Origin of the sequence: Aquiflexum sp. (assembly GCF_041751335.1) — a bacterium.
In the GTDB taxonomy this organism is placed as follows: domain Bacteria; phylum Bacteroidota; class Bacteroidia; order Cytophagales; family Cyclobacteriaceae; genus Aquiflexum.
Genome location: NZ_JBGSXS010000237.1, coordinates 1 through 21,313 on the forward strand (window position 1 = coordinate 1; position 21,313 = coordinate 21,313).

The 21,313-nt window shown below is 39.0% G+C and carries 16 protein-coding genes; 14 read left to right on the forward strand and 2 right to left on the reverse strand.

Annotation, left to right across the window (positions count from 1 at the left end; translation table 11 throughout):
• Positions 1-91 precede the first annotated feature (91 nt).
• Genes ACEW8U_RS13000 through rodA form a run of 5 tightly spaced genes read left to right on the forward strand, consistent with a single transcriptional unit; the run spans position 92 to position 5,552 of the window.
• Positions 92-1,120 carry a rod shape-determining protein gene (locus ACEW8U_RS13000; protein WP_373522483.1) on the forward strand — a complete coding sequence of 343 codons (1,029 nt, stop codon included), beginning with the start codon at positions 92-94 and terminating at the stop codon, positions 1,118-1,120.
• Positions 1,121-1,127: 7 nt separating this feature from the next.
• Complete coding sequence (gene mreC, locus ACEW8U_RS13005; protein ID WP_373522484.1) at positions 1,128-1,961, forward strand: rod shape-determining protein MreC; 834 nt, start codon at positions 1,128-1,130, stop codon at positions 1,959-1,961.
• Positions 1,954-2,475, forward strand: coding sequence for a rod shape-determining protein MreD (locus ACEW8U_RS13010; protein WP_373522485.1), 522 nt, complete (start codon positions 1,954-1,956; stop codon positions 2,473-2,475). The genes mreC and ACEW8U_RS13010 overlap by 8 nt, the downstream gene beginning before the upstream one ends.
• A complete protein-coding gene (gene mrdA, locus ACEW8U_RS13015) occupies positions 2,475-4,274 on the forward strand; it encodes a penicillin-binding protein 2 (protein WP_373522486.1) in 1,800 nt (599 codons plus the stop codon). Before ACEW8U_RS13010 ends, mrdA begins: the two co-directional genes overlap by 1 nt.
• Before the next feature lie 3 nt (positions 4,275-4,277).
• Positions 4,278-5,552 (forward strand): rod shape-determining protein RodA, encoded by a 1,275-nt coding sequence (gene rodA, locus ACEW8U_RS13020; RefSeq protein WP_373522487.1) that lies wholly within the window; start codon positions 4,278-4,280, stop codon positions 5,550-5,552.
• A gap of 223 nt (positions 5,553-5,775) precedes the next feature.
• On the opposite strand, the gene ACEW8U_RS13025 is transcribed toward rodA, so the two are convergent.
• Together ACEW8U_RS13025 and ACEW8U_RS13030 are read right to left on the reverse strand one after the other, a co-directional pair.
• On the reverse strand, positions 5,776-6,357 hold the full coding sequence (locus ACEW8U_RS13025; protein ID WP_373522488.1) for an HD domain-containing protein: 582 nt from the start codon (positions 6,355-6,357) through the stop codon (positions 5,776-5,778).
• 271 nt (positions 6,358-6,628) lie between these two features.
• A complete protein-coding gene (locus ACEW8U_RS13030; RefSeq protein ID WP_373522489.1) occupies positions 6,629-7,804 on the reverse strand; it encodes a hypothetical protein in 1,176 nt (391 codons plus the stop codon).
• A 39-nt stretch (positions 7,805-7,843) separates the two neighbouring features.
• On the opposite strand from ACEW8U_RS13030, the gene ACEW8U_RS13035 reads away from it, so the two are divergent.
• The 9 genes from ACEW8U_RS13035 to ACEW8U_RS13075 form a co-directional block, all read left to right on the forward strand.
• Positions 7,844-8,170 (forward strand): 2Fe-2S iron-sulfur cluster-binding protein, encoded by a 327-nt coding sequence (locus ACEW8U_RS13035; RefSeq protein ID WP_373522490.1) that lies wholly within the window; start codon positions 7,844-7,846, stop codon positions 8,168-8,170.
• Between the two features lie 6 nt (positions 8,171-8,176).
• Positions 8,177-8,764 (forward strand): thymidine kinase, encoded by a 588-nt coding sequence (locus ACEW8U_RS13040; protein ID WP_373522491.1) that lies wholly within the window; start codon positions 8,177-8,179, stop codon positions 8,762-8,764.
• 160 nt (positions 8,765-8,924) lie between these two features.
• Positions 8,925-11,027: a T9SS type A sorting domain-containing protein gene (locus tag ACEW8U_RS13045; protein WP_373522492.1), complete on the forward strand. Its 2,103-nt coding sequence runs from the start codon at positions 8,925-8,927 to the stop codon at positions 11,025-11,027.
• A complete protein-coding gene (gene recO / locus ACEW8U_RS13050) occupies positions 11,024-11,716 on the forward strand; it encodes a DNA repair protein RecO (protein WP_373522493.1) in 693 nt (230 codons plus the stop codon). The genes ACEW8U_RS13045 and recO overlap by 4 nt, the downstream gene beginning before the upstream one ends.
• Before the next feature lie 193 nt (positions 11,717-11,909).
• Positions 11,910-13,712 carry a transcription termination factor Rho gene (gene rho / locus ACEW8U_RS13055; RefSeq protein ID WP_373522494.1) on the forward strand — a complete coding sequence of 601 codons (1,803 nt, stop codon included), beginning with the start codon at positions 11,910-11,912 and terminating at the stop codon, positions 13,710-13,712.
• Positions 13,713-14,019: 307 nt separating this feature from the next.
• On the forward strand, positions 14,020-15,315 hold the full coding sequence (locus ACEW8U_RS13060; RefSeq protein ID WP_373522495.1) for a T9SS C-terminal target domain-containing protein: 1,296 nt from the start codon (positions 14,020-14,022) through the stop codon (positions 15,313-15,315).
• Between the two features lie 270 nt (positions 15,316-15,585).
• The gene (locus ACEW8U_RS13065) at positions 15,586-17,844 is read left to right on the forward strand and encodes a glycine-rich domain-containing protein (RefSeq protein WP_373522496.1); all 2,259 of its coding nucleotides are present in this window, start codon (positions 15,586-15,588) and stop codon (positions 17,842-17,844) included.
• Between the two features lie 231 nt (positions 17,845-18,075).
• Positions 18,076-20,265: a T9SS type A sorting domain-containing protein gene (locus tag ACEW8U_RS13070; protein ID WP_373522497.1), complete on the forward strand. Its 2,190-nt coding sequence runs from the start codon at positions 18,076-18,078 to the stop codon at positions 20,263-20,265.
• A 467-nt stretch (positions 20,266-20,732) separates the two neighbouring features.
• Positions 20,733-21,313 (forward strand): hypothetical protein (locus ACEW8U_RS13075; protein ID WP_373522498.1); only part of this gene is annotated, 581 nt, incomplete at its 3' end.

Consider the following 21,313-nt stretch of genomic DNA (forward strand, 5'->3'; position numbering starts at 1 on the left):
GATAATAATTTTGCCCGCCCACGTTAGATGTTCTGCGCTGCATTGCTAAATTTACACGATTATCTATCATCAAATCAACCGAAAAAACATAATGGGATTATTCGATTTTTTCTCCAGTGATATTGCTATCGATCTTGGTACCGCCAATACACTTATTATACACAAAGACAAGATTGTAGTGGATGAACCATCGATCATTGCAATAGACAGGACTAATAATCGTGTGCTAGCAGTTGGAAAGGATGCGATGAACATGCACGAAAAGACCCATGAAAACATCAAAACTATCAGGCCATTGAAAGATGGCGTGATTGCTGATTTTTATGCTGCGGAACAAATGATCAGGGGACTGATCAAAATGATTCCCGGTCATCAAAAAGGGATGTTTCCAAAATCCCATAGGATGGTAATATGTATACCATCAGGAATTACTGAAGTTGAAAAACGGGCCGTGCGAGATTCTGCAGAACATGCTGGTGCCAAAGAAGTCTATATGATATATGAGCCGATCGCAGCGGCGATAGGTATAGGTATTGATATTGAAAAGCCCATGGGTTCCATGATTGTGGATATAGGTGGAGGCACGACTGAAATTGCCTTGATTGCATTATCTGGTATAGTTGCGGACCAATCCATCAGAGTTGCCGGTGATACTTTTACCAAGGATATTTTGGATTACATGAGGAGGCAGCATAATCTTTTGATTGGGGAACGTTCTGCCGAGAAAGTGAAAATAGCAATTGGATCAGCACTTACTGAATTGGATGATGCCCCTGAAGATTATGAAATCAGAGGCAGAGACCTTATGACAGGGATTCCAAAAGTCATTAAGGTATCTTATTCTGAAATCGCGTTTGCTTTGGATAAGTCTGTTTCGAAAATCGAAGAAGCAGTTTTGAAAGCGCTGGAGATAGCCCCGCCGGAACTTTCTGCGGATATTTATGATAATGGTATTCACCTAACGGGAGGTGGAGCTTTACTCAAAGGACTTGATAAGAGATTGCATCAAAAGACCAAATTACCAATACACATTGCAGAAGATCCATTGAGGGCTGTGGTGAGGGGTACAGGTACAGCTCTGAAAAACATAAATAATTTCAGAACAGTACTGATGACCTAATCTTTGAATGCAACGCATACTTCTCTTTTTATATAAAATCCGTGCATTCCTTTTGTTTGTACTTCTGGAAGTGATAGCCATTTGGATGATCGCTTCCAATAATTCACAGCAGGGCGCTGCCATTTTCAATAGTTCCAATCAATTTATCGGCTCCATGCTTGGTGCCCAAAACGATGTTGTGGAGTACTTTTCTCTATCCTCTGTCAATAAAAGTCTTGTAGATAAAAATGCTGAACTGTTGACCGAATTGGAAAAGTTAAAGCAGCCTGTAGACAGTGTTTTTATAGAATTGGACAGTCTATTATCAAGTACATTTCAGTTTAAAGGTGCTAAAGTCATCAACAACTCTTTGAGACTAACTCAGAACCATCTAACCATTAACAAGGGTTCTAACCATGGTATTAAACAGGGTATGGGGGTTTTCAATGAAGAGGGAGTAGTGGGACGGGTGAAGAGTGTCAGTAACAACTATGCCTCGATCATATCATTACTACATACTGAGTTGCTCATTTCTTCCAAAATCAAATCAAATGATGTTTTTGGGTCAACGAAATGGGATGGGAATAACCCCAAGATGGCCAAATTGTTGTATGTCCCAAGGCATGTGGTTGTAATAGTGGGGGATAAGGTTGTTACTTCTGGGTACAATGCGGTTTTTCCAGAGGGGATTCCCATAGGTACAGTAGTAGAAATAAAGCCTGGACCTGAAACCAATTACCTTGATATTACCATCGAACTTGCGACTGATTTTTCCAAAATCTCCTATGTATATCTGGTTGAAAATTTTCAGCAGTTGGAACTGGATTCCTTATATCAATCAACTGGTTTGAATTATGAGTAGTAGCAGGATATTATCTTTGGTAGGAGGAGGGATTCTTTATTTTTTGTTTCAGGTGATGATCCTGAAAAATCTCGTTTTATTCGGTAGTGCGTTTTGTTTTCTTTACATGCTGTTCATTTTGCTTCTGCCTGTTCAGATAAAGACTATACCAACGCTTTTGATTAGTTTTTTTTTAGGTTTGGGAGTGGATCTTTTTTATGATACAATGGGTATTCATACAGCCGCTCTCTTGGCGATTGGATTCATCAGATATAGATGGTTGCAGGTTTTGGTGCCTACAGGTGGTTATGACGATGATCTTCAGCCTAGTATGTTGAATATGGGCTTTGGTTGGTTTTTGTCCTACAGTTTACCCTTAATACTGATCCATCATACTTTGTTTTTTTATATAGAGAGTTTGGGAACAGATTTATTTATGTCATCTGTTCAAAAAATAATTGCCAGTGCTATTTTTGTATTTATAATGAGTATAATTGTCCAACTGTTGCTATACAGGAGAAGGAGAGGAATTTAATGAACGACCAAAGACAAATCACTATTATCATCGCCGTAATTCTAGTGGGGATAGTTCTATTGACAAAATTGTTTTTGATCCAAGTTACTGATGATAGTTTTTTAAAAAGGGCAGAGCGAAATGCCATTCAGCGGGTAGTAGACCATCCTTACAGAGGTTTAGTTTATGACAGGAAAGGAAAAATTCTTGTATATAACAATCCCATTTTTGATTTGATGATCATTCCCCGTGAATTTCATTTGGGGGACACGACAAGATTTTGTGAAATTTTTCAGATTGATAAAGAATACCTGAAAGAAACCTATACAGCTGCAAGAAAATATTCTACCGTCAAGCCATCGCCTTTGATCAAGCAGATTTCAACTACTGATTTTGCAAGGATTCAGGATTACCTGATTGATTATCCAGGTTTGTTTGTAATGACAAGATCTGTTAGGTCATATCCGCAGGCAAGTGCGGCCAATGCACTTGGTTATATTGGAGAGATAAGTTCCTCACAGTTGGACAGGGACAGCGCAAGATATTATACCCAGGGAGATTATGTGGGACTGAGTGGCATTGAGGGTTTCTATGAAAATGAATTGAGAGGGGTAAAGGGGGTCAAATATAAAATGGTCAATGTAAGGGGAGTAGACAAAGGGGCATTTAAAAGTGGGGAATTTGATACTGCCTCTGTCGCCGGTAATAACCTGACTTCGACTATTGACCTTGATCTACAGCTGTATGGTGAATTGTTAATGGCAGGAAAAAGAGGTTCTGTCGTTGCGATTGAACCTAAGACCGGTGAAGTTCTTGCCATGATTTCAGCACCTACTTATGACCCCAACACCTTGACGGGCGGCAAGTTTGGAACCAACTATATGGTTTTGAACAGGGATGAAAGCAAACCTTTGTTTAACAGGCCGATAATGGCTATGTATCCTCCGGGCTCAATTTTTAAAATTGTACAATCCCTTGTCGGACTGCAGATGGGGGTTTTGACACCAAATACTGTTTACAGTTGTAACAGGTCTTTAGTGGCATGTCATAACCATCCTAATCCTGTAAATTTATTCGGTGCGATTAGGAATTCCTGCAACCCTTACTATCATCAGGCCTACCGTGCCATGATCAACAGGGAAGTCTCCAAGAATACTTTTAAGGATACTGAGATTGGGTTGAATGAATGGAGGGACTATGTCCTAAAATTCGGACTTGGAGGCACATTGGGCATTGACCTTAGAAATGAAAAGGGAGGTTCGATTCCTTCCAGTAAGCTTTATGATAAAATCTATGGTGAAGGTAGATGGAAATATTCTACCATTTACTCTTTATCTATAGGACAAGGAGAAATGTTGGTGACACCATTGCAAATGGCCAATTTGGCAGCAATTTTTGCCAATAAGGGTTTTTATTATCCTCCCCATTTGATCAAAGCGGTCAATGGAGATCCTACCAAAATACCGTTGGAGTTTCAGGTCAAACATGAAGTAGGGGTTGATGCCCATCACTTTGATCTGGTGCAGAATGCGATGGCTGAAGCAATATTTGGGACGGCAGCAAGAGCGGCCATCAAAGATATTGCCATAGCAGGCAAAACAGGAACAGCACAAAATCCACAAGGTGAAGACCATTCGGTGTTCATTGCTTTTGCACCAAAAGAGGATCCTAAAATAGCAATTGCAGTATATGTGGAAAATGCTGGTTGGGGTGGACGTGCTGCTGCGAGTACTGCAAGTTTGATGATTGAAAAATACATCAGAGGGGAAATTACCAGACCTGCTTTGGAAGAATATGTGAAAGTTGGGAAATTTATGTAGACTGTGAGGCAGGACGATTTATATATCAATAAAATTGATTGGATTTCCATTTCCATTTATGCCACGCTTGTCATTATTGGCTGGTTCAATATTTATGCAGCCGTATATGATGAACAAGCAGCAAAAAGTATTTTTGATTTTTCCATCAATTCGGGGAAACAACTGGTTTGGATTGGGACAGCTATTTTGTTGATCATTGTGATCATGGTGGCGGATTATAGGCTTTTTGAGAATCTTGCCATACCACTTTATTTGATTTTCCTTTTTCTTCTGTTGATCACTCCTTTTTTTGGGAAAGAAATCAATGGGCAAAGAGCTTGGTTTGAAATCGGTGCATTCCGACTTCAGCCTGCCGAATTTGCAAAGTTTGCCACAGCACTTGCTTTGGCAAAATTTATGGAAAGACCTTCTTTTGATCTTTCCCAGATCAAATACCAAGGTCAGGCTTTGGCCATCATATTACTTCCTGTGGCTTTTATCATGTTGCAGCCCGATACGGGTACAGCTATGGTTTACTCAGCATTTTTCATCATGTTGTACAGGGAAGGAATGCCCCAGAATTATTATGTCCTTGCACTTACCTTCATTGCCATATCACTATTGTCATTGGCAATTGAAAACAACATGTATCTGGCAATTACAGTAGCAGTCGTCATTGGCATCATATTTTTGTTAGGGAAGAAGAAATTGTCAAGAGGGATAATCTTGGGAGTAATAGGTATGGTCATCATAGCATACTCCTACAGTCTTGATTATGTGGTGTCCAAATTGCCCGAACATCAGCAGAACAGGATTATGGTGTTGTTCAATCCAGATCTAGACCCTTTGGGTGTGGGGTGGAATGTGACCCAATCCAAGATAGCAATTGGTTCTGGGGGATTTATGGGAAAGGGATATTTAGAAGGTACGCAGACCAAATTTGATTTTGTGCCGGAACAGCATACGGATTTTATTTTCTGTACTTTGGGAGAGGAGTTTGGTTGGATAGGCAGTTTGGTGGTTATTGCTCTATTTTGTACCCTTTTGGTCAGGCTGGTAATACTTGCGGAAAGACAGAAAAATCGGTTTTCACGGATTTATGGTTATTGTGTTGTTTCCATACTGCTCTTTCATTTTGTTATCAATATTTCCATGACAATAGGACTGTTTCCTGTGGTAGGGATTCCTTTACCTTTTTTTAGCTATGGAGGGTCTTCCCTTTGGTCATTTACCATTCTACTCTTCATTTTTGTCAAGTTGGATTCTCACAGAATCCAGCAGCTGAGCAGGATGGGATAAGAACGGTAATGGATACCTCCTTCTTTGCCATCACCCAATATTCTAAAACAGATGAGATGCCTGGCTGTCCCTTTGGTAGGTAAATTCGAAGTCCGAAGTTGGAAGATGACGTTGCCTGAAATTCAATCTCCTGATATGAATTATATTGAATTCCGAATAATCAAAAAATCTTAAGGGAACCTAATTAAGTTTTGGATAAAAATGCTACTTTCCCAAACAGCAATCAAATATGATTTTCGTGTATTTTTTTAAGCCAATTTTGCTTTTTTGGGGATCGATATCTTTTTGCAAAAGGCGTATGGAAATAGTGTTTCGTCAAAAACGAAATTTGAAGGTTTTTCCAATCCAGATCTGTTTTGATGACATTTGTAGCTTTGAACTCCAAGAATAACCTACTGCTTATTTCTGGATAATCATTGCGTCCTAAGTAATCAAGGTCAGAATCACAAATAATTTTCTGAAGTTCGGTTTGAGGATTTTGGGGGATTTTGGTAGCTAAGATAAGACCTCTTACAATGTCAATATGCTTTGGTTCCATATTCAGGGAAGCCATGATTTCGGCAGCCATATCCGCTCCAACTTCCTCATGGTTGATATTTGTTTCCAAAAAACCCATATCATGCACAATTGCCCCAATTCGGAGTAAGAAAGCATCATCTCCTTTGATTTTGTTTCTTTTGATATATTGATTGCAAACATCAAGTACATCCAAAACATGATCTATATTATGATAGGTTAAATGTTTTGGTAGACCATTTTCCAATTTGGTTAAAACTATACGTCTAAGCTTCAGATAACCTTTCATTTTTTAATGTTTTTTATACAAAAAGTTTAAAAATTGGTTTTATAGCATAATTGTTACTAAAATATAAATTATAAACCAAATTAGGATATAAAACCATGGTGAAATAAAGGTAATACAGAAAATATTTTTGATTTCGGGCTAGTAATATGACTTGTAAAACAAATAAATACTCTTTATCATAAATTACCAAATCGATTTTATAGAAGTTTTTCCAATATAGAAATTAAATAATATTTAATTAATATTAAGTTTATAAATTATTCTTCTGCCTTTAGTCTTTTTGGTCAAATTTTCTAAATATCAATTGAAGAAATTCACTTACTACATCAGAGTTTTTTTCCCATTTTAATTCTCCCACAAATCTATCATTTATCAAATTGATCGCTTCCACAAAGCTTTCACAGTTGTCAATGGATTTGAGTGCATGCTTCATCAGGTCGGGATTACCGTCAAAAAGTTCCTTGGTAAACATGAATCTTTGGTTTAACCCTACACTCTCCGAAAGTTCTTTGATAGTCCCTTTCATGATAGAATATTCCTCTGTTTCAAATTTTGCCCAAGTCTGTAATGGATCGATCTCATTTGCAGATGTTGCAGCATTCCCACGTTTTAAAGTGGGTATGTTTTCAATAAAAAATTCCTCGTCCTCATTTTCAAAATCATCATTTGTTTCATTGCTGTCATCTAAATGAGGCTGACCTGGGGTCTCTTTGACCAAAGTATCAGATTGTTCAATTTCCTGTTTGAAAATTTCTTTCGGTGTATGGTTTTGAACTGGCTTTACTGTCGGAATATATTCTTCCTCCGGATTTTTGTTGTCTATTTCTTTGGCCAAGACTTCATCGAAGTCAATAAACCTGATTTGTCCCATACTGTTAAGCAAGATTCTGAAATCCTCCAAGTTGTCTTTTTGATTCGAAAAATTAAACTTTAAGGCTTCTTTGTAAGCTTGCTGGGACTGTTCCAGACCCGCTTTGTCAATCAGGTTAAATACAAGGCTATTATGCCATTTATAATACTTTTTGTTTTCCTTCAGAGATTGATTGACCGCATTATTTGAGACTTTGTCAAACTCTTTTGAATAAAATTCCAATGGGTCCACAGCTAGGTTTATTGAATTAATCACAGCCTGATTGATCAATGGTTCGAAATGTGATCTTTCAATCTTTATTGTTCGGGATAACACATTCATGAAATCTTTAAGCGCTTCATGAACTGACTTGTCCCTGTAGTCAAAATAAGGGCTGCTCTTCAGTTTTTCAAGTTCCATTTGCCAAGCTTCAAAAATGGTTTTGATGGTAAAAAAGTTTACCTGAGGGCTAGGACTCAGGGTGATGATCTCGTGGCCTGTCATATACTTTTTTTGGGAAAAATACTGATCACAGATTTGCTTACTGAATTCTTTGGCGTAGTTTTCTACGTATTTGCTGTTTATCTTAGCGGACATAATGTGTAAACGACTTTTTAATCTAATATAGCACAAACCATGCTGAAAATTATCATCGAAAATTTAAATCATCGCGAAATTAAATCTCCTGATAAGGTACGTAAAGTTATAGATTTAATCCATGAAAACCACATTGATTGGATGCATTCGTGTGGAAAAAAAGGGAGATGTACCACTTGCAAAATCATCGTGGAGGAAGGTATGGAGAACCTGTCCGCATTGACAGACCGGGAAGAATTTTTCAGGAAAAACAACAGGTTAAAGTCTTTCGAAAGGTTATCTTGCCAAGCAAATTTATTGAAAGGGGAAATTAGCGTGAAAGTGGCTGAGGAAAATAAATTCCCCCATATGGATTATAGTGAATGAAAAAATATGTTCATAGAACCTACCATAGGTAAATCAAGACATCCGGATAAAAAAGGACATATCGAAGTGATTTGTGGCTCGATGTTTTCCGGAAAAACAGAAGAACTCATCAGAAGGCTAAATAGGGCTCTAATTGCCAAGCAGCAGGTAGAGATATTTAAGCCTTCTATTGATAAAAGGTATCATGAACTTGATGTGGTCTCCCACAATGAAAATACAATTAGATCCACTCCGGTACAGTTTGCGGATGATATTTTACTTTTAGCAGGCAATTGTGATGTGGTGGGAATTGACGAAGTCCAGTTTTTTGATAATAGGATTGTCAATGTGGCTAATGTACTGGCCAATTCCGGGAAGAGAGTCATATTGGCCGGATTAGATATGGATTTTGAAGGTAAACCGTTTGATCCAATGCCTGAATTATTGGCCATTGCTGAATATGTCACCAAAGTCCATGCAATATGTATGAAATGTGGTGATCTAGCGTCCTATTCCTATAGGTTATTGGAAGTCAGAGAAAAAGTAGTTTTGGGAGAAAAGGAAAGTTACGAGGCAAGATGCAGAAAGTGTTTTTTTGGGGTGGAAGGTAAATAGAGCATTTTAGGCTATGAAAAAATCAGGGGACGTGTTTGCAATCGGGAACCAAAAAATTACTCTTAAAAAAAGTTTTTCTAAAAGGTTTTTTAAGATAGTCTATTTAATTATTCTCTTAGTTTTAGTTCGGCATTATTTATTTGGTCAATCTCAGATATCTGTGGGCAGCTGGAGGATTCATGTATCTTATCTGGAAGGGGGCTATTTGTCAGGAAGTGATCAAACGATTTTTTCCCAAGGGAATTCTTCGCTTTTTTATTTTTCGGTAAATACTGTTGATCCCAAGCCACTTACGTTAATGGATGGGCTTTACGATCAGTCTTTTTCTGCTTCCGCTTTCGATCCTGCATCAAAAAAATTGATAGTTGGATATCAGGATGGTACTGTGGATTTGGTCGGAGAAAAAAATGTACAAAGACTTACCTCTATCCGTGATAATCCACTTATTCTGAACAAAAACATTAATTCCGCCAAGTCCATAGGTGGTTTTATCTATTTGACAGGAGATTTTGGAATTGGTGTAATTGATCCGCAAAGAGCTGCCTTTGTTTCATCATTTATAAATATTGGACCAAACGGGTCTACTTTGGAAGTCTTCGATATTGATGAAGATTCCAGGATGTATTATCTGGCTACTTCCTTGGGATTGGTAACCGGGGATAAAAATCAAAACTTGAATGACTTTAGAAATTGGCAAATCCAAAATCTGGATTTGGATAGTGGAGTCAGGGAATTGGAGGTATATGATGGAAGTATATACCTGATAGGTTTGGATAAAAGAGCTTATGTTTTCGAAGGGGGAGCTTTGAACTGGATGATAGGAACTGAAAATGTAAGCAGCCTCAAAAAATTTGGAGGACAATTGTTTTTTTCTGACAGAAATTCTATCTACCAAGTCGGGGAAGCAGGTTCTTTTTTGCTGTATTTCGATCATACGCCGAATGAAATCTTTGATTTTCATATAATTGCAGAAGATATTTATATCAGTCAGGCAGGAAGTGGTATTTTGAATATCTCCTCCAATACCTTCACTTCCCCAAATGGGCCTTCATCCTCTGTCAATGGTTTTTATTGGGACAAAAATGGGACATGGGCCTTACCAGTAGGATTTCAGTTGAATGGAACTCCTTTCAGATCAGTAGGGGGAAAAACATCGGTTTTGAAAAAAGGAGTTTGGTCTGAAAGCAATGCACCTGAGCATGTTATTTCCAAAACTATATTTAAAAATTCCAATTATTTCGGAACCCTCGGAGGTGGATTATGGCAAGAATTGAATTCGGACCTACAACAAATAGAATTGCCGGGAACAAATCAAAATCCTAATATCAGCTCATTGGTGGTTGAGAATGACAATACACTTTGGGTTGGGATTTTTGACAACTTTGGGAGTTTATTGAAGATATCAGGAAATGGAGATATCAGTCAGGTTCAAGTACAAGGCCTTCAATTTCCGCGCAAAATAATTGTGGACAGGTCAGGTAATCTATGGATATTTCAGAAGCCACCGTCCGGGCAAAGCAGGATCAGGGTGTTTAATGAGCGAACAGGTCTCAACAGGTTGTTGAGCAGCGCTGTAAATCAGGGAAACCTTCCCAATACAGAAATCAGGGATATGGACCTGGATTTAGAGGGAAACCTTTGGGTTGGAACATCGTCCGGTGTTTTTTACCTTCCATTTGTTCAGTTTGTAAATCCCAATAGCCCTATAAATTCCATCTTTCCCATATTTGAAAACAGACAATTATTAAGTGGTGTATCCATAACAGCGGTTTTGGTGGCGCCGGATCAGACTAAATGGTTTGGTGCCGAAAGGGATGGTTTATGGCAGTTTTCTGAATTTGGGGATGAGATGTTTGGTCATTTTACAGGAGACAATAGTCCCTTGACCCTAGCTTTAATCCAAAGCTTGGCTTTTGATCTTATATCAGGTGAATTGCTCATTGCACAACCCAATGCTGCTTTTTCCTACAGGACAAATAGTATGATATCATTTGAAAATTTTTCAGAACTTAAAATTTTCCCTAATCCGGTTCGCCCGGATTTTTCGGGTTATCTGAGTCTAGAAGGTTTAACTGATTTTTCCCAAATAAAAATAACGACTTCGTCAGGAAGGGTTGTGTATAGTACTCAGGTACGTGGGGGTAAAGCCACATGGAATATCATGGAGGGATTGGGAGGTAGACCTGGACCTGGAGTTTATTTGGTGTATGTCATTGATGCATCGGGACAAGAGCGGATTTCAGGGAAATTTGTGGTTTTATGAAACTAATAAAAACCAAAGGTTTGGTCCTTTCATTTCTAAAATACCGGGAGACCTCGATCATTGTGCGGATCTTTACCAGAGAATTGGGACTGAAATCCTACATAGTCAATGGGGTCAGGACAAAAGGGGCCAAAAGCAAAATGGCGTTTTATCAGCCTTTGACGCTATTGGATTTGATAGTTTACGATAAAGAAGGAGCGGGTTTGAACAGGATTTCAGAGGTGAAGCTTTCAAAAGCATACGAAAGAATACCGTTTGACTTTCAGAGGTCATCCATAGCCATGTTTATGGGGGAGGTTTTGGGTAAATCGATATATGAGAGTTATCACAATGAAAGTTTTTATGACTTTCTTGAATATGCTTTGGGATTGTTGGATGAAGAATCAGTCATATTGGTGCACTATCCTTTGGTGTTTTTGTGGGAAAGTTCTAAATACCTAGGCTTTGCACCTAACAATGCAAATTCCTTTTTTGAAGAATTGACTGATGAAGCGTATCACCCGGCGGAGGTGAAAGAAGAAATGGACTATTTGGATGGATTAATAGGAGAATCATTTGCATGTACACATAAAGTCCATGCTATATTTAGAAAAAAGCTCCTTGATCATTTCCTGATGTTCTATTCCAAGCACTTGGAATCTCAAAATGAATGGAAGTCGGTTAAGGTTCTCAGGCAGTTGCTTGAATAAAATAAATTTCTTGAATGGTCAAAAATTTGGTATTTAATTAATGAAAGCTTAATATTGCATTGTTATAGTATCAAAAAGATCCATTCCCCGTGGATTTTAACTATCCTGAATATCTTTTTAATTCAGTTCAGTAATACTCAATAAAATATCATTACTAATCACACATCTTATTAATTAATTTCATACGCTTTTTATGTATAACATAGAAGAACTAAGAATCAGACTTCTTTCTGAATTGAAGGACATTGCTGAGGAGTTAGGTGTTAAAAATTTCAAGACACTTAAAAAAGACGACCTTGTTTATGCCATATTGGACCAACAGGCAATCACTCCGGAGCAGGCCATGCCCAAAAAGAAGCCTTCTTCGGTAGAATCAGAAACATCAGAAATGGAAAATAAACCTGCCCCTGAGGTAAACTCCGAGTCACCCAAATCAAAACCAGCTGAGAATCAGTCCAAATTCAAAAGGGAAAATGTAACAGCATTGCCCAAAGAAAAAGAAACTTCGAACGCTCAGCCAAAACAAGAGGAGCCTAAGAAAAAACAAGAGGAGCCTAAGAAAAAGCAGGAAGAACCTAAGAAAAAGCAGGAAGAGCCAAAAGTGGAGCATGTTACTTCAAAAGAACCTGAAGTTAAAAAAGCCACAACTCCCCCAGTTCCTCAACCTTTACCGCATCAGGAAGAAAAGGCTAAATTTATCAGGCCAAGAAGAAAAGTTGTAGATGATCCTCAGCCAGTTGCTCAGCCTGTTCACAATCAAGTTGCTGACGTAGAAGTTGAACTTCCAAAAAGGAAAAATTTCAAAAATATTGATGAGGTTCACATTCCCTCTGCGGAAATGGTTCCTTCCAAAAGAAAGCCATATGTCAGCGTAAAAGAATTCGAAGGGATTATAGAAAACGAAGGGGTTTTGGAAATCATGCCAGAGAGTTATGGTTTTATGCGATCGCTTGATTACAACTATTTGGCATCACCGGATGATATTTATGTTTCTCCATCTCAAATCAAACTTTTTGGTCTAAAGACCGGTGATCATATCAAAGGTACGATCCGTCCTCCAAAAGAAGGAGAAAAGTATTTTGCACTTTTAAAAGTTATCACCGTCAACGGTAAAACAACCGAAGAAATTAGGGATAGAATTCCTTTCGAATACCTTACCCCTTTGTTTCCTGAAGAAAGGTTGAATCTTTCTACAAAATCGGACAATTATTCAACTCGGATTTTGGATCTATTTGCTCCTATTGGAAAAGGACAAAGAGGTATGATCGTGGCACAGCCTAAAACAGGTAAGACGGTTTTATTGCAAAAAATAGCCAATGCTATTGCAGAAAATCATCCTGAGGTTCATTTGATGATTCTCTTGATTGATGAGAGACCTGAGGAAGTGACAGAGATGGCCCGATCTGTGAAGGCAGAAGTGATCTCCTCTACCTTTGACGAACAGGCGGATAGGCATGTAAAAGTAGCTACAATCGTTTTGGAAAAAGCCAAGAGAATGGTGGAATGTGGACATGATGTCGTTATCCTTTTGGATTCAATCACCAGATTGGCTAGGGCATATAATACAGTTGTTCCATCATCAGGCAAGATTTTGTCAGGTGGGGTGGATGCCAATGCATTGCACAAGCCAAAAAGATTCTTCGGTGCTGCCAGAAATGTAGAAAATGGCGGTTCCTTGACCATCATCGCAACTGCTTTGGTTGAAACCGGATCAAAAATGGATGAAGTGATCTTTGAAGAATTCAAAGGCACGGGCAACATGGAATTGGCGTTGGATAGAAAACTTTCCAACAGAAGGATTTATCCTGCTATTGATGTTCCGGGTTCAGGAACAAGAAGAGAAGACTTGTTGATGGACAAAGAAGAAATGCAACGTGTTTGGATACTCAGAAAACTGATGTCTGATATGAATCCTCAGGAAGCAATGGAATTCTTGTTGCAAAGAATGAAAGGTACTAGAGATAATGTTGAGTTTTTGATCAGCATGAACGGGTAAAATACTATTCTAATAATCAACCTTTAACTTTGGCCTTTGGGAATTCCCAAAGGCTTTTTTTTTGGAAAAATTTTGAACATCGAAAAATTATTAACCTGACTTCAATTTATTTTTCTACTTGGGATTTTTATTAGTCAATTTATTCTCAACAATTTTCCCACTAAAAAAATTGATAAAAGTCAATAAATAATAAGTAAAATAGTGATTTATTTGTTGAGGTAACAATATTAAGCTACTTTTAAAGCATTCACCCAGGATTAAATCACCCAAAAATCCTAAATCTATTTTATTACTTAAAATTAAAAATGTGCAATTGAGGTTTTGTGCCCTGTTATTCTACGTAATTGTGGTAATAGTCTTAGCATTCCCTTTGGAGAGTTTGGCACAGGACTGTCCAACCTGCACTGCTACTACTTCGAATACACAGTCGGGTGGCACCTTGGCCTCTCCCAGAGCGGTCAGCAATAATAATACAGGTTGGAATGCTAACTTTCCAGTCATCACAGGTATTTCGCGGTTTGTCAATCCAGGCTATTACAGATGGACTGCGGGAGGGAATAACACCATACAAATTGGAGGTTTGATTTTGGAGTCTGGGGTAACTTTGATTTTGGACAGGTCCAATGATGGGATTTCTGAAGCATTCAATATTATAGGTGGCTGTATTGTTGTCAAAAACAATGCAGTCTTGGATTTCAGGTATTTTACGGCAATGGAATCTGTTAACATATGCGTTGAACCTGGAGGGAAAGTGATATTTGACAGCAGGAGAGGCGGGGCAGGGGTCAGAGATGATTTTACTTTTGACGATGTGGTTATCAATTTACAAGACCCAACTGCCACCTTGGAATTTGGTGATGCCGATATACAGCTTCTTGGAGAGGAAGGTCTGCTTATCAACGGTTGGTCGGGGGGAAATATCTGTGAGGATGATGTTCCTCCTCCTGGAGGTGTATCCGGTAATATCTCCTGGGACAGTGGGACCATCAATATTTGTGAAGTTCTAAACCTCAGAGTACTTCCTGTTGAGTGGCTGTATTTCAATGCCGGATTCCAAGCTACAGAAAGACAAGTGAGGATTGAATGGGGAACGGCAAAAGAATGGGAAAGCTCCCATTTTGAAGTGTTGAGGTCCATTGGGAATATTAGAGAATGGGAAAGCCTTGGTGATGTAAATGCAATGGGCTGGTCAGATGGGCCAGTGGATTATAACTTTACCGATACCCAATTGCCGCTTGCGGGGGGAGTGGTTTATTATCAGCTCAGACAAGTGGACCTCGATGGTAAATTCTCTATGAGTAAAATAGTTTCCGTAAGAATACCGCCAAATCAGAAAAACAGCAAATCATGGGGGATTTATCCTAATCCTACCAATGGCGATCAATTGAAAATCGATCTGCTGAAATTGGAAGGGCTCAGAAATGAAAGAATACAGATTAAGCTAATCCATCCAAACGGTGTAATTAAAAACTTCGATGGGATCAATTCGGATTTACTTTCTGGGGATATCTTGTCGCATTTAAAGATTAATTCAAAAGGAGTATATGTGCTGTTGATATCTACGGGTATCGAAATGGAATATCATAGGCTTTTGTACAAGTAATACTTGAGGCTTTATCAGATACAGACGTCTCATAGTCCTCATTATTTTTCTAAATTTATATAAGTCAATATTTTAACAAAATATTCAATCAGTCTTTGATTAAAGAATTTTTAAGTTTTACTTGCATTGTGATTATCACCCCAAATAGTTCCCAATAGACTCGAAATTGATAAAGACACAGCAATTCACCCATTGTGATCTTTTTATTTTGAATTATGTTATTGGTAAATTAATATATTTTATGATTTAGAATTGAATCTGGGACTTGTCATGAAGACCAAATTGAGTTTTTGTTTTTTAATTTCATTTACAGCCCTCTTTTTTGATTTAAAAGAGCTGTATGCCCAATGTACCCCTTGTACGGTAAACATTGTTGGAAATGCTGCGCCTGACGCAGCAATCAGCAATGGAAGTACAGTTTGTATCACAGGCAATAGGACTTCCCAGATTGTTTTTAATAATAGCACTAATATCAGTATCTGTATCGGTAACGGAGCTTCGTGGAACGGATCTTTCAGTCAATTGTCAAGTTTAAGCAGTATAGATAATTTCGGCGAATTACAGATCAGCAATGATTTCAATGGTAATTGGACCATCAATAATTACAGATTCTTGACTTTTTCCGGTAATATCAATTCCAATAAATCCATCTATAATTACGGAGATATGATCGTTCCTGGAGGGTTGAATGTCAGCAGTAATGCTACATTCAATAGTAATGGAAATTTATCAATAGGGGGTGCAGTCAATTTAAACAGCAATGCCAATGTTTCATTGGAAGGAAATACGGCTATAGGGGGTTCAATGAGCATTAATTCTAACGTCTCAGTCAATTTTTCGGGTTACTTGTCAATAGGAGGTGCGCTTCAACTCAATAGCAATAGCGGGATTTACAATTTAAACGCGAACAGATGCAATAGTATTTCGGTGGCTGGTGCATTTAACAATAATGGAATAATTAGTGGAAATAATTTTAATAACTCTGGATCACCTTTACTTCTAAATAAAGCACCTTCAGGAAATGCATTGAGTGGGGGTGCAGCAGTAGGAAATTGCCCTTTTCAGGACTGTTTGCAAACTGAAATCATAGAGACCCCATCTGGTTATGATGCAGTATTTATTTATAGATGTTCAGATGTATTTACTATGCCATCTGTTGGTGGTGACGAAGAAATTGTAGATGTAATGGTGGCAGTGGTAGCTGGAGGTGGTGGGGCAGGTCGGGGAGAAGCAGCTGGCGGCGGGGGAGCAGGGGCCATTTCAAAAAGAGATGGTTTGCCATTGAATGTCGGCGCAGCATATCCTGTTGCGGTGGGAAGTGGCGGAACAGGGTCAAATGCTGTGAACCAAAGAGGTTCAAATGGGACTATATCTTCTTTTTTTGGCATAAATTCATTTGGTGGAGGTGGTGGAGGGTCATCTTCTGCAGCTGCAAGAAACGGTTTGACAGGAGGTTCAGGAGGCGGTGCTGCCGCAAATAATAATCCCGGTAATGGTCAAGGTACCAGAGGTGGTAATGCAGGTAATCAAACAAACTCTGGTGGTAATGGGAGAAGAGGAGGCAATGGCAACCAACTTAATGGCGGCGGCGGCGGGGGTGCAGGAGGTCCAGGTAATGATGGGGCCAATAACAATCCTGGTAATGGTGGTAATGGTGTCGGTCTAAATATTTTATCAAATATCCCCAATATCCAAAACAGTTTTGGTGGTGGCGGAGGATCCACAGGAAGAAACCCTTCGCAGACTTATGGAACTGGTACAGGAGGTTCGTTTTCAGGGATTCCTTTAGGCGGGGATGGAAATGCCTCGCCCACAGGAGGGGCTGGTGGAAGTGGAAGAGCAAATACGGGTTCCGGAGGTGGTGCTGGCAGCATTAATGGAGGTGCTGGTTCTGCAGGAATAGTCATCATTAGGATTTCTTACAGGATTTTACCAGTTCAATATCTTTACTTTGATGCTGATTTCATAGTGGAAAAAAATGCAGTTGATCTTAAATGGAGTACAGGGGAAGAATGGGAAAATTCCCATTTTGAAATCGAACGTTCTATGGATCATATGAACGATTGGGAAACCTTGGGAGAAACAGAAAGTGTTGGTTGGTCAGATGTGGCCATAGCATATTCTTTCCAAGATACCGCATTACCTTTATTAGGAGGGATAGCTTATTACAGATTAAAACAGGTCGGTCTCAGTGGAATGTCCCATCTCAGTAAGGTTGTTTCGGTCCGAATTCCCTCACAGCAACTAACAAATGATATTTGGAGAGTTTTCCCCAATCCAAATTCTGGAGGTCGATTTACATTGGATCTGCTGAATTCTTCAGAATATGCAGGGGAAGATTTGAGGGTAAGGTTGATTTCTCCCTTATCCGGTAATTATGTTGTTGAAGGTAACGATTTACGGAAAATTTCAGAACAGATTCGGGAACAATTGGGAAAATCACCCAATGGGGTTTACATCCTAGAGGTTTCTTGGGGTAAGAAGGTAGAGCATTTGAAATTGATGAGGAAGTCTTACTCAGATTTTTGAGATAAATTTTTTGGGCAGTTATTTTTTTTAATACACCGAAAAACGTATTTTAATTAAGGTTAAAATCTTTTTATATTTTTTATATTCGGATTTTTGTTAAATTGAAAAGCGGTTTCTTATCCCTTAATTATTTGATATTATCAAATTGACATAAAAATTCATGCGATGCTTCAATGTCGTTAATTCACCAATCTTATTTGGGAAGAAATAAGTAAAAGGAAGAATTCTTGTATGAGATTTAATCACTCCCATTTATGCTTTTTTTTGTTGGTAAACCTATTTCTATGGGGAGGTTCACAAGTTTATGGGCAATGCAATAGTCCGGTCGTATTTAACAGTCCTGGTGACAACACCTTTTTTGTTCCTGCAGGGGTCAATTCCTTAGTAGTTGAAGTTTGGGGAGCTGGAGCCGGTGGGGCTGGGAGAACGATCAATGGAACTGGAGGTGGTGGCGGTGGCGGGGCTTACTCAAGAAGTGAATTGATTGTAACCCCCGGTTCAGTATATACAGTGTTTGTTGGACAGGGAGGGGGTTCCAGTACAAATGGACAGGATTCATGGATTGCCCTTTCTGAAAATGAAGCAAACAAAGTTGTACTTGCCAAAGGAGGACTTAGCCCCGGTATCAACAGTCAGTTAAGCGGATTGGGAGGTTCCTCGGCAAATGGAGTTGGTACATTTAGGTTTAACGGGGGTGATGGGGCCGCAGCAGCTGCGAACGCAGGAGGTGGCGGTGGTTCATCAGCTGGAATCGGGATAGACGGTAATCCAGGAATTGAGCAAAATGGAGGCACAGCACCTGTCGGTGGTGGTGCAGGTGGAGATGGAGCCACAAGTGATAACCAAAATGGCAACTCGCCCATTTTGGCTCCGGGAGGTGGAGGTGGTGGAGCAAGAGGGAACAACCAAAGTGGTGGAACAGGAAGTAATGGAAGAGTTAGGATTACCTATACCTGTCAATTTTTTGTAGGAGGGACACTTTTGGATGATGGTGCAATCTCAGGAACCACAATAATTGAATATGGTTCAAGAGGTTTGAATTATTGGACTGCTCCAAAAGGACTTACTGAGTTTGAAGTTTTTGTAGTTGGAGGCGGTGGCGGTGGAGGATTTGGCAATGCAGCAGGTGGTGGAGGGGCAGGTGGTGTAACCATGACTAGTTTCACTAATATAAACGGGGGGCAAGGATTTTTGGAAGAAACAGTATTTACTATGAATGTTGGAGATGGAGGGCCTGGTTCAGGTGCTATAACCACAAAAGGTACAAATGGTACAATGTCCATCTTTGGATATACAAATCCCATCTACCAAACAATTGCAGGCGGAGGCGGAGGGGGTGCATCAAATAATTCAGTAAATGGAAATAATGGCTTTCAGTTAAATGCTTCAGGAGGAGGAGCAAGTGGGTTGAATACGCCAGGAGGAGGAAGAGAAAATGGAAATGATGGTAGCGCAGGATTTAATAGTAGCTTTGGAGGTGGAGGAGGTGGTAGAGGTGAAAATTCCCCTGGTACTTCTGGAAATATTACAGATGGTCCTGGTGCTAATTTCACCGCATTTGGAGGTAATGGGGGAGATGGTTTTTCTTCTGATTTCAGAGGAAATATAGTCATATATGCAGCAGGTGGTGGAGGAACTACGAATGGTGGTTCAAACTCAAGCCCTCAAAGAAATGTTGGTGGAAGAGGTGGAAGTGATGGTACAGGTGGTAATGCCAATCATGAAGGATTTGGCTTACAGGGAAGTAGTCGTGGATCAGGAGGTGGAGCAGGAGTTAGTGGAGGAGGTGCTGGTAATACAGGAATAGTCATTATCCGCTATCCCAATGTCAGGATTTTACCAGTCGAGTATCTCTACTTTGATGCTAACTTCAAAAGGGAAACCAAATCAGTTGACCTAAAGTGGGCCACTGCCAAAGAATGGGAAAACTCCCATTTTGAAATCCAAAGGTCACTACAAGGTGTCAAAAACTGGGAGGTAATAGGTAATGAACCAGGTTATGGTTGGTCTGATACTTCGGTTGAATATGTGTACAGTGACAACAACCTTCCATTGATAGGAGGTATGGCCTATTATAGACTCAAGCAGGTTGATTTTAGTGGCAATTTTGATTTTTCTAAAACAGTATCAGTTCGTCTTCCAACCCTCAACCAAGTGAAAGGGGTTTGGCGAGCCTTTCCGAATCCCAATTCAGGGGAAATATTCAACCTGGAATTGATAGATGAAAAGGAATATTTTGGAGAAGACCTCAGGGTCAGGCTCATATCACCTTTTTCAAGCAACAAAGTGATTGCGAGAAATAATCTCCGTCAGATTTCAGGATCGATTTTGGAAGAGCTACGAAAGGTATCAAAAGGAATTTATGTTCTTGAGATATCATGGGGACAGAAAGTGGAGTTTATTAAGATTATGAAGCATTGAGACTGCAAATTGTACAATGACGGATGTCCGATGACCGATGATGCGCCAATCGAAGGTTCCAAACCATAAAATACCAAGTTAATCAAGAGGTGACAAGAGCCATCCCTTAAGTGTGAAAATCTTACGTACTAAATTTTTTCAGTTTAAATAATAAAAATATTTTCTGATTTTATTATTTTCGATTGATTGCAGATTCTTTAGAAGAAATGGGATAGTTAATCCTGGATTTTAAACCTTTTATTAGTTAAATATCTATAAATCAAAGACATAAATATAAAATTTTTGATTCGTAAATCCAAAACCATCTGGATTTACGTAATTTTTTCTCTCAGTTGTATATTTTATAAAACAATAAAAAAGTATTTCATATATAAAAAAATGCAAAAAGATTCATTTTTTATTTGTTTTTAAAATACATAATTGTACATTTGAAACACAAAATAGACTCTACAAAAATCAATCACCCAATGAGATTTTTAAAAACAGTGTTTTTCGCCCTATTCCTTATGCTTAGCTATAATAGCTTTGCGCAAGTAACTTACACGACAAGTGGAACTTGTTCCCCAACTCAGACCAACTACATGACCACAGCTTCTTGCTGGGTAAGGACTGGAAGTTGTTCTCCAAACCCTCCATCTACTCCGCCTGCCAATGGCACAACAGGTTGCCCGGTAACCATTGTCATCAACCGTGAGGTTAACCTAGCTAGTTTGACGGTTGGAGCTTTTACCACAATCAGAGTCAATACTGGTGGTAAATTGAATATCTCAGGAAACTTAACAAAGAACGCCAGCACGGAAGCAAGCATTTTTGTAAATGGAGGAGAGATTGCTGTTGGAGGAAGTATGATTTTGCTTAGCGGGGGACAAAATAGCAACACAAAGCTTAACATAGATATCAGGAATAGCGGTAGCTTTAATGTTACAGGAGGATTGATGGACATTGAAAATAATGCCCAATTAATAATCAATGGTGATGGTGCTGCAAGCAGTATTTTAAATGTAAAGTCATTTAATTTTGGTCAGAGATCCAAGGTTGATGTATTGGT